Source organism: Acinetobacter sp. 24-47-39 (assembly GCF_056783825.1).
The window spans coordinates 48,872-55,037 of record NZ_JBWYIP010000018.1; the positions used below are offsets into that span (position 1 = coordinate 48,872).

6 protein-coding genes and 4 tRNA genes are annotated in these 6,166 nt (G+C 38.1%); 7 read left to right on the forward strand and 3 right to left on the reverse strand.

Annotated elements, in window-relative coordinates:
• The first annotated feature begins 86 nt into the window (after positions 1 to 86).
• From AC1M9C_RS13955 to AC1M9C_RS13985, 7 genes are all read left to right on the forward strand, one after another.
• Entirely contained in the window at positions 87 to 437 is a 351-nt protein-coding gene (locus AC1M9C_RS13955; protein ID WP_092768561.1) for a hypothetical protein, read from the forward strand.
• A 169-nt stretch (positions 438 to 606) separates the two neighbouring features.
• Entirely contained in the window at positions 607 to 1,827 is a 1,221-nt protein-coding gene (argJ, locus tag AC1M9C_RS13960; RefSeq protein ID WP_481610405.1) for a bifunctional glutamate N-acetyltransferase/amino-acid acetyltransferase ArgJ, read from the forward strand.
• 113 nt (positions 1,828 to 1,940) lie between these two features.
• Positions 1,941 to 3,008, forward strand: coding sequence for a quinolinate synthase NadA (gene nadA, locus AC1M9C_RS13965; protein WP_481953923.1), 1,068 nt, complete (start codon positions 1,941 to 1,943; stop codon positions 3,006 to 3,008).
• Between the two features lie 156 nt (positions 3,009 to 3,164).
• A tRNA-Pro gene (locus AC1M9C_RS13970) sits at positions 3,165 to 3,241 on the forward strand.
• A gap of 47 nt (positions 3,242 to 3,288) precedes the next feature.
• Positions 3,289 to 3,365, forward strand: a tRNA-Arg gene (locus tag AC1M9C_RS13975).
• A 37-nt stretch (positions 3,366 to 3,402) separates the two neighbouring features.
• Positions 3,403 to 3,478 (forward strand) — tRNA-His (locus AC1M9C_RS13980).
• 17 nt (positions 3,479 to 3,495) lie between these two features.
• Positions 3,496 to 3,572, forward strand: a tRNA-Pro gene (locus tag AC1M9C_RS13985).
• Positions 3,573 to 3,682: 110 nt separating this feature from the next.
• Here AC1M9C_RS13985 and yfiB read toward each other — a convergent pair.
• Genes yfiB through yfiR form a run of 3 tightly spaced genes read right to left on the reverse strand, consistent with a single transcriptional unit; the run spans position 3,683 to position 5,913 of the window.
• Entirely contained in the window at positions 3,683 to 4,162 is a 480-nt protein-coding gene (gene yfiB / locus AC1M9C_RS13990; protein ID WP_035267906.1) for an outer membrane lipoprotein YfiB, read from the reverse strand.
• A gap of 24 nt (positions 4,163 to 4,186) precedes the next feature.
• Positions 4,187 to 5,404: a diguanylate cyclase DgcN/YfiN gene (gene dgcN, locus AC1M9C_RS13995; protein WP_180028615.1), complete on the reverse strand. Its 1,218-nt coding sequence runs from the start codon at positions 5,402 to 5,404 to the stop codon at positions 4,187 to 4,189.
• 5 nt (positions 5,405 to 5,409) lie between these two features.
• On the reverse strand, positions 5,410 to 5,913 hold the full coding sequence (gene yfiR, locus AC1M9C_RS14000) for a regulatory sequestration protein YfiR (protein ID WP_481953921.1): 504 nt from the start codon (positions 5,911 to 5,913) through the stop codon (positions 5,410 to 5,412).
• Between the last annotated feature and the right edge of the window lie 253 nt (positions 5,914 to 6,166).

Consider the following 6,166-nt stretch of genomic DNA (forward strand, 5'->3'; position numbering starts at 1 on the left):
GCTTGGTCAGTTCATGTGAATAAGCATTGCCAATTTTCTCAGTTAATGCTATTTAATTTTGCATGATTGAATATATGGAAGCGACAATGAAAAAAATACTAAAACCGGCTCTATTTGCAGTTTTTGCTTTACCAGCTTTTGCATTTGCCAATACTGATACAAAAACTGTACCTCTAGCGAAAGTTCAAGCAGCTGCGGGTGTTACTCAAGCACAAACTGAAGTTAAAAATGACTCCACAACGGTGATAAGTCCTCGCACTGGTATTCGTTACACACTTGGTAATACAGCTGGTCGACCAATCATTCTTCAAACAGCTGCAATAGCACCAGCAACTCCAGCTACAGCAAATCGTATTGTTGCATCAAATCCAGCTCTTTCAAGTTCAAGTCAAGAAAAAGCAAAACAAGCCTTATTGGAACAAACTGTCTCTAATTAATTTTAGAATTTCGTACACAAGCCAGTCTTTGACTGGCTTTATTGTTTTTAGGGATCGATATTTATTTCAAATCATTCATTTCAATCAACCCTAATGCCTTATTCACTCGATTTTTTTTCTAATTTCTAATAAGCTTAGCCATCATTTTTTTTAATTCGGACAATCAAAAATGGCGGTGGGTGACGTATCAATGCCACAAATGCATGTGGTAAAGGGTGTGAAAATTGGCTCAGCAGAAGCGTATGTACGTTACCCAAATCGACGTGACTTGGTTGTATTTGAATTCGCACAAGGCACTCAAGTTGCAGGTGTATTTACCCAAAATGCTTTTTGCGCAGCGCCAGTACATATTTCAAAACTGCATTTGTCTCAAACAAATCCACGTTACCTTGTAATTAATACAGGCAATGCGAATGCAGGTACTGGTCCTACAGGTATGAAAAATGCAAAGGACACTTGTGCTGAATTTGCCAAAATTGCTGGTGTAAATGAGAACGAGGTTTTGCCATTCTCAACAGGCGTAATTGGTGAACAATTACCAATGGAGCGTTTGATTGCTGGGTTAAAACCAGCATTTGAGAGTCTAGAAGATGATGTATGGCCTCAGGCAGCATCAGGTATTATGACGACCGATACTTTGCCTAAGGGCGCTTCTGAACAATTTGAAATTGACGGGGTTGTTTATACAATGACGGGGATTTCAAAAGGTGCAGGAATGATACGTCCTAATATGGCAACAATGTTGTCCTTCGTAGCGACAGACGCGCCTATTGCTCGTGAATTGGTTCAAAAACTATTAAAAACCACGGTTGAACAATCATTTAATCGCATCACGATTGATGGTGATACATCTACTAATGACTCTTGTATTTTTGCAGCAACTGGTCAAGCAGGTGGTGCTGAAATTACATCTGAAGAAGATGCTCGTTACTCTGTTGTTTTAGATGTACTTACACGTGTCATGAAGCGCTTGGCTCAGTTGATCGTTCGAGATGGTGAAGGTGCTACCAAATTTATAACTGTTTCAGTTGAAGGTGGTGCAAATACGCAAGAGTGTTGTGACATCGCTTACAGCATTGCACATTCACCTTTGGTAAAAACAGCGTTCTTTGCTTCTGACCCTAACTGGGGACGTATCTTGGCTGCAATTGGTTATGCTGGTGTCCCAGATTTAAATGTCGACAAAATCCAAGTATGGTTAGATGATGTCCAGATCTGTAAAGATGGTGGTGCAGCGGCAGATTACACAGAAGAGGCTGGTGCTAAAGTAATGAATCAATCAGAAATTACTATCCGCGTTGATTTGGGCCGTGGTTCTGCCAAAGATACGGTTTACACCTGTGATTTGTCATATGATTATGTCAAGATCAACGCAGATTATCGTTCTTAAATAAATTAAGCCTCCTGTTGAGGCTTTTTATTTATCAAATTTTAATGATTGGTCAAATCCAATCGGTGTGTAATTGCTTATATCGATAAGCGCTATGGATAGAGATGCAAATAATGAATGATGCAACCAATTTAATTGCAAATGATGCGAAAGCAATTGTTCAAGCTCATTTAGACCTGATTGGTGAATCTAACAATCAAGATTTAACACCAGAGTTAAAGCAGCAAAAATTTGCTGAGATCCAAGCCGAATTGGAAAAGCGTAATGCGGTATTGGTTGCTCATTATTATTGTGATCCAGTCGTACAGGAGCTTGCGGAGCTGACTGGTGGTTGTGTTTCAGATTCACTTGAAATGGCACGTTTTGGGCGTGACCATGATGCGACAACACTCGTTGTGGCTGGTGTGAAGTTTATGGGTGAAACTTCTAAAATTTTATCACCTAACAAAACCATTTTAATGCCTACCTTAGAGGCAACTTGTTCGCTAGATCTAGGTTGTCCTGTAGATGAGTTTACCAAGTTCTGTGATGCTCATCCTGATCATACTGTTGTGGTTTATGCAAATACCTCAGCTGCGGTAAAAGCACGTGCAGATTGGGTAGTGACATCAAGTTGTGCTGTCGAAATTGTTGAGCATTTAGATAGTTTAGGTGAAAAAATTATTTGGGCACCTGATCAGCATTTAGGGCGTTACATTCAAAAGAAAACTGGAGCGGATATGTTGCTCTGGGATGGTTCTTGTATCGTACATGAGGAATTTAGAGCACGTGGCATCGCTCAGATGAAAGCCATTTATCCTGATGCTGCAGTTTTAGTACATCCTGAATCACCAGAATCAGTTATTGATATTGCTGACGCAGTAGGAAGTACCTCACAATTGATTAAGGCTGCAAAAGAACTACCGCATGAAACAATGATTGTCGCGACCGATCGCGGTATTTTTTATAAGATGCAACAAATGGTGCCGAATAAGACTTTGATAGAGGCTCCTACGGCAGGTGAGGGAGCGACTTGTCGTTCTTGTGCACACTGTCCATGGATGGCAATGAATGAATTGGATGGCATTTTGCATGTTTTACGACATGGTGATCAGGAAGTGCATGTTGATCCCGCTTTAGCAGAGCGCGCTAAATTACCATTAGATCGAATGTTAAACTTTAGTGCGTCATTAAAGCGTTAATATTAGTCAAAATGCTTGATAAATATACATTTGAAGTGTTTTTTTGAATTTTTTTGAAGATAGGTGTTGACGTTATCCAGCGTCACGCCTAGAATGCACACCGTACCGAACGATACATCAAACGATAAGTTGAACGGTACAAAAGCTGAGATGAATCGGAGTATAGCACAGCCTGGTAGTGCACCTGGTTTGGGACCAGGGGGTCGTAGGTTCGAATCCTACTGCTCCGACCAATTCTTCAAGGCAAAGGTTTTCCAATGATCTCGCAATCATGGGTAATGCGCCTGTAGCTCAGTTGGATAGAGCATCCGCCTTCTAAGCGGATGGTCACAGGTTCGAATCCTGTCAGGCGCGCCATTGGTCGCTTGATTTTATAGAACCAAATTTTGTGATGGTGGATGTAGCTCAGTTGGTAGAGCCCCGGATTGTGATTCCGGTTGTCGCGGGTTCGAATCCCGTCATTCACCCCAACACAAACCGATGTAATCGGAGTATAGCACAGCCTGGTAGTGCACCTGGTTTGGGACCAGGGGGTCGTAGGTTCGAATCCTACTGCTCCGACCATTTATTTCATTATAAATGGTCAGATAAAAGATACCGCGTTAAGCGGTTTTTTTATGTCTGATTTTTGCTGTTAAAAAAAGATCCTATCAGGATCTTTTTTTGTTGAGTGTTTAAGGTACGATAATAACAGCAACGCGTCTATTTTCTGCATGGGCAGCGTCAGTATTTGCAGTATTAATAGGTTGGGTTGAACCGCGACCAATGGTTTGGATATGAGCTGGGTTAAAACCCTCCTCAATAAAAATAGTGCTTACGCTTCGGGCACGGCTTTCAGAAAGTTTAAAATTATAATCTGGATTGCCAATAAGATCGGTATGACCGACGATACGGACTTTCTTTAAATTGTACTTTTGTAGTTGTGCTGCGAGATGTTGAATCTGTTCACGATTTTTTTTAGAGATTTCAGCCTGATCGAAATCGAAAAGAAGTCGTTCGGGGAGTCCCAAACTCCAACCTTCCTCTGTGAGGACGAAACCTTGTTGTTTTAACATTTTTACTTGTTTATAGCTTAAAGATCCCATACCCAAGCATGCACTTAATCCTATACAAAGAATGCTCATGATAAAAAGTTTGAAACTACGATTGAGCATAGGTATTAATCCTCAGTAAAAACTCTATTGTTGAAATATGTGCCAATGATGTTTTAGATTCTTCGCTTTGTACATCGCTTGGTCTGCTTGAGAAATTAAGTCCTCAGGGGTATGAGCTTCTTTAGCCAAAGCAATACCAAGACTAAAACTAAAATGAATTGATTGTCCGTTATATTTTAAGGGCTCATCAGAACATTTTATAAGATTTTCGGCGATCGAAATTAAGTGATCCACCTGACTGACAGGACTTAGGATAATTGCAAATTCATCACCGCTTAATCTTGCGACAAAATCATTTTGACGAGTGTTTTGTTTTAATCGTTTAGCCATCTCTTTCAACACTTCATCCCCTACTAAATGACCATATTGATCGTTAATAGACTTAAATTTATTGTTATCTATAAAAATCAAAACAGTATTTTCACGTTTATCAGGCTGATCGAAAAGGCTACACAAAACTTTATAAAAGTAATGTCGGTTTGGTAATTGTGTTAATTCATCATGTTGTACTTGATAATTAAGCTGAGTATTTTCAGACTGTAACTGATTGTGCCAAGATTGAATTTCTTCTAATAGTTGATTAAATACTGAGTTTAGATGATGAAATTCTTGAATATCATTTTTTGGAAAGCGGAGATTATATGCTTTTTGTTGACTCACTAATTGTGCTGTATGAATAATTGGTGATATAGAATTCATAATATGACGATAGGTTGCATTAACCGACCACCATAAGGCGAAAATCATAAAAAGCATACCTAAAATCAAGGCTAAGCAAATCTTGATAATGAATAAAATGATATCTTGAGAACTGCCGAATAGATGAAGCTCACCGACCAATTGTCCATTGTGGGTAACTTCAATTTGAATCGGCTTAGAAAAAAATAATCCATCAAACCAAGTTTGAAGTTCTGAATGGCGATCTATCAGTTTGCTGCTTTCAGTGATTTTAACTTTATTGCTATCCAATACTTGGATAAGGCGAATTGAGTGTTGTTGTGTGTACTCGTGTAAAATATTGTCTAAAGTGTATTTATCTTGGAAAACAAGAGCAGGTTGAATGCGTTCCGCAATAGTGCGACTCACTAAGGTTAAGTTTTGATTGGCGTATGATTTCACCGTAAAAATTGAAATCGTTGCAAAAATTAAAGTGCAGATCAAAAAAGTAATCGCAAAAATTAAAAATTGTGATCTTCTAAATAGTGATTGGAGTGAAGTTAATCCAAAAAATTTATCAATCATCTGAATTACTCCATATTCTGTGCAAGAAGTAATACACGAGGATCAACGTGGATTTTGGTTTTTGCAAGACTGTCTAAATTAACTTTGAATTTTGTAATACCTGTTTTCTTGCTATAAAGACAGAACACACTGCCCACTTCACAATCTTCATTATTTGTTGAAAATGAGAGAATTGACTTATTTAGTGATTCTCGGATGAGCTTTTGTTCGACTGTTGGAGAAGATTTAGAGAAAAATATAACATCGCAATTGGTCTTGTTTAATTCATAATCATGAATATTTTGTGCTTTGATATTTGAATTTTGCTTTTGAATGGTTTGATTAAACTCTGCTAATGCCACAGTGTTATCAATTAGACATAAATCTGGTTGTGGAGATGAAATTTTGGCATAGCTCAAAATAGATAGAGTCATTTGATAAATGTTCTGGTTGGAATTGGCATGGCTAAAGCTGCACATCAAAAGCAGTAGGGAGATCAATACGGCTTTTTTGATTTTAAATATAGCCATTTAGTAACATAGTTCTAGTCAGTTAAATAATAGTGACTATTCTAATCTAATTTTAATAAAGTTAAAGTGTTCGATTTTTTATCAATATCATACTGAATGATGTGAATTTGATTATTAAATATCCACTCAATACACACAATTTAAAAAAATTCTAAAATATTGAAAAAAGAGGTTGCATTGGGGGAGGAATGCTGTAGAATGCACATCCATCGGCGGTGATGTTGATTAAAACTTGTTGAAAAACAAGGGTTTA

Bases quoted from the DNA above. Each gene is read 5' to 3' on its own strand.
- yfiB (WP_035267906.1), bottom strand. From the start codon at position 4,162: ATGCTCAATCGTAGTTTCAAACTTTTTATCATGAGCATTCTTTGTATA.
- yfiR (WP_481953921.1), bottom strand. From the start codon at position 5,913: ATGGCTATATTTAAAATCAAAAAAGCCGTATTGATCTCCCTACTGCTT.
- argJ (WP_481610405.1), top strand. From the start codon at position 607: ATGGCGGTGGGTGACGTATCAATGCCACAAATGCATGTGGTAAAGGGT.
- AC1M9C_RS13955 (WP_092768561.1), top strand. From the start codon at position 87: ATGAAAAAAATACTAAAACCGGCTCTATTTGCAGTTTTTGCTTTACCA.
- dgcN (WP_180028615.1), bottom strand. From the start codon at position 5,404: ATGATTGATAAATTTTTTGGATTAACTTCACTCCAATCACTATTTAGA.
- nadA (WP_481953923.1), top strand. From the start codon at position 1,941: ATGAATGATGCAACCAATTTAATTGCAAATGATGCGAAAGCAATTGTT.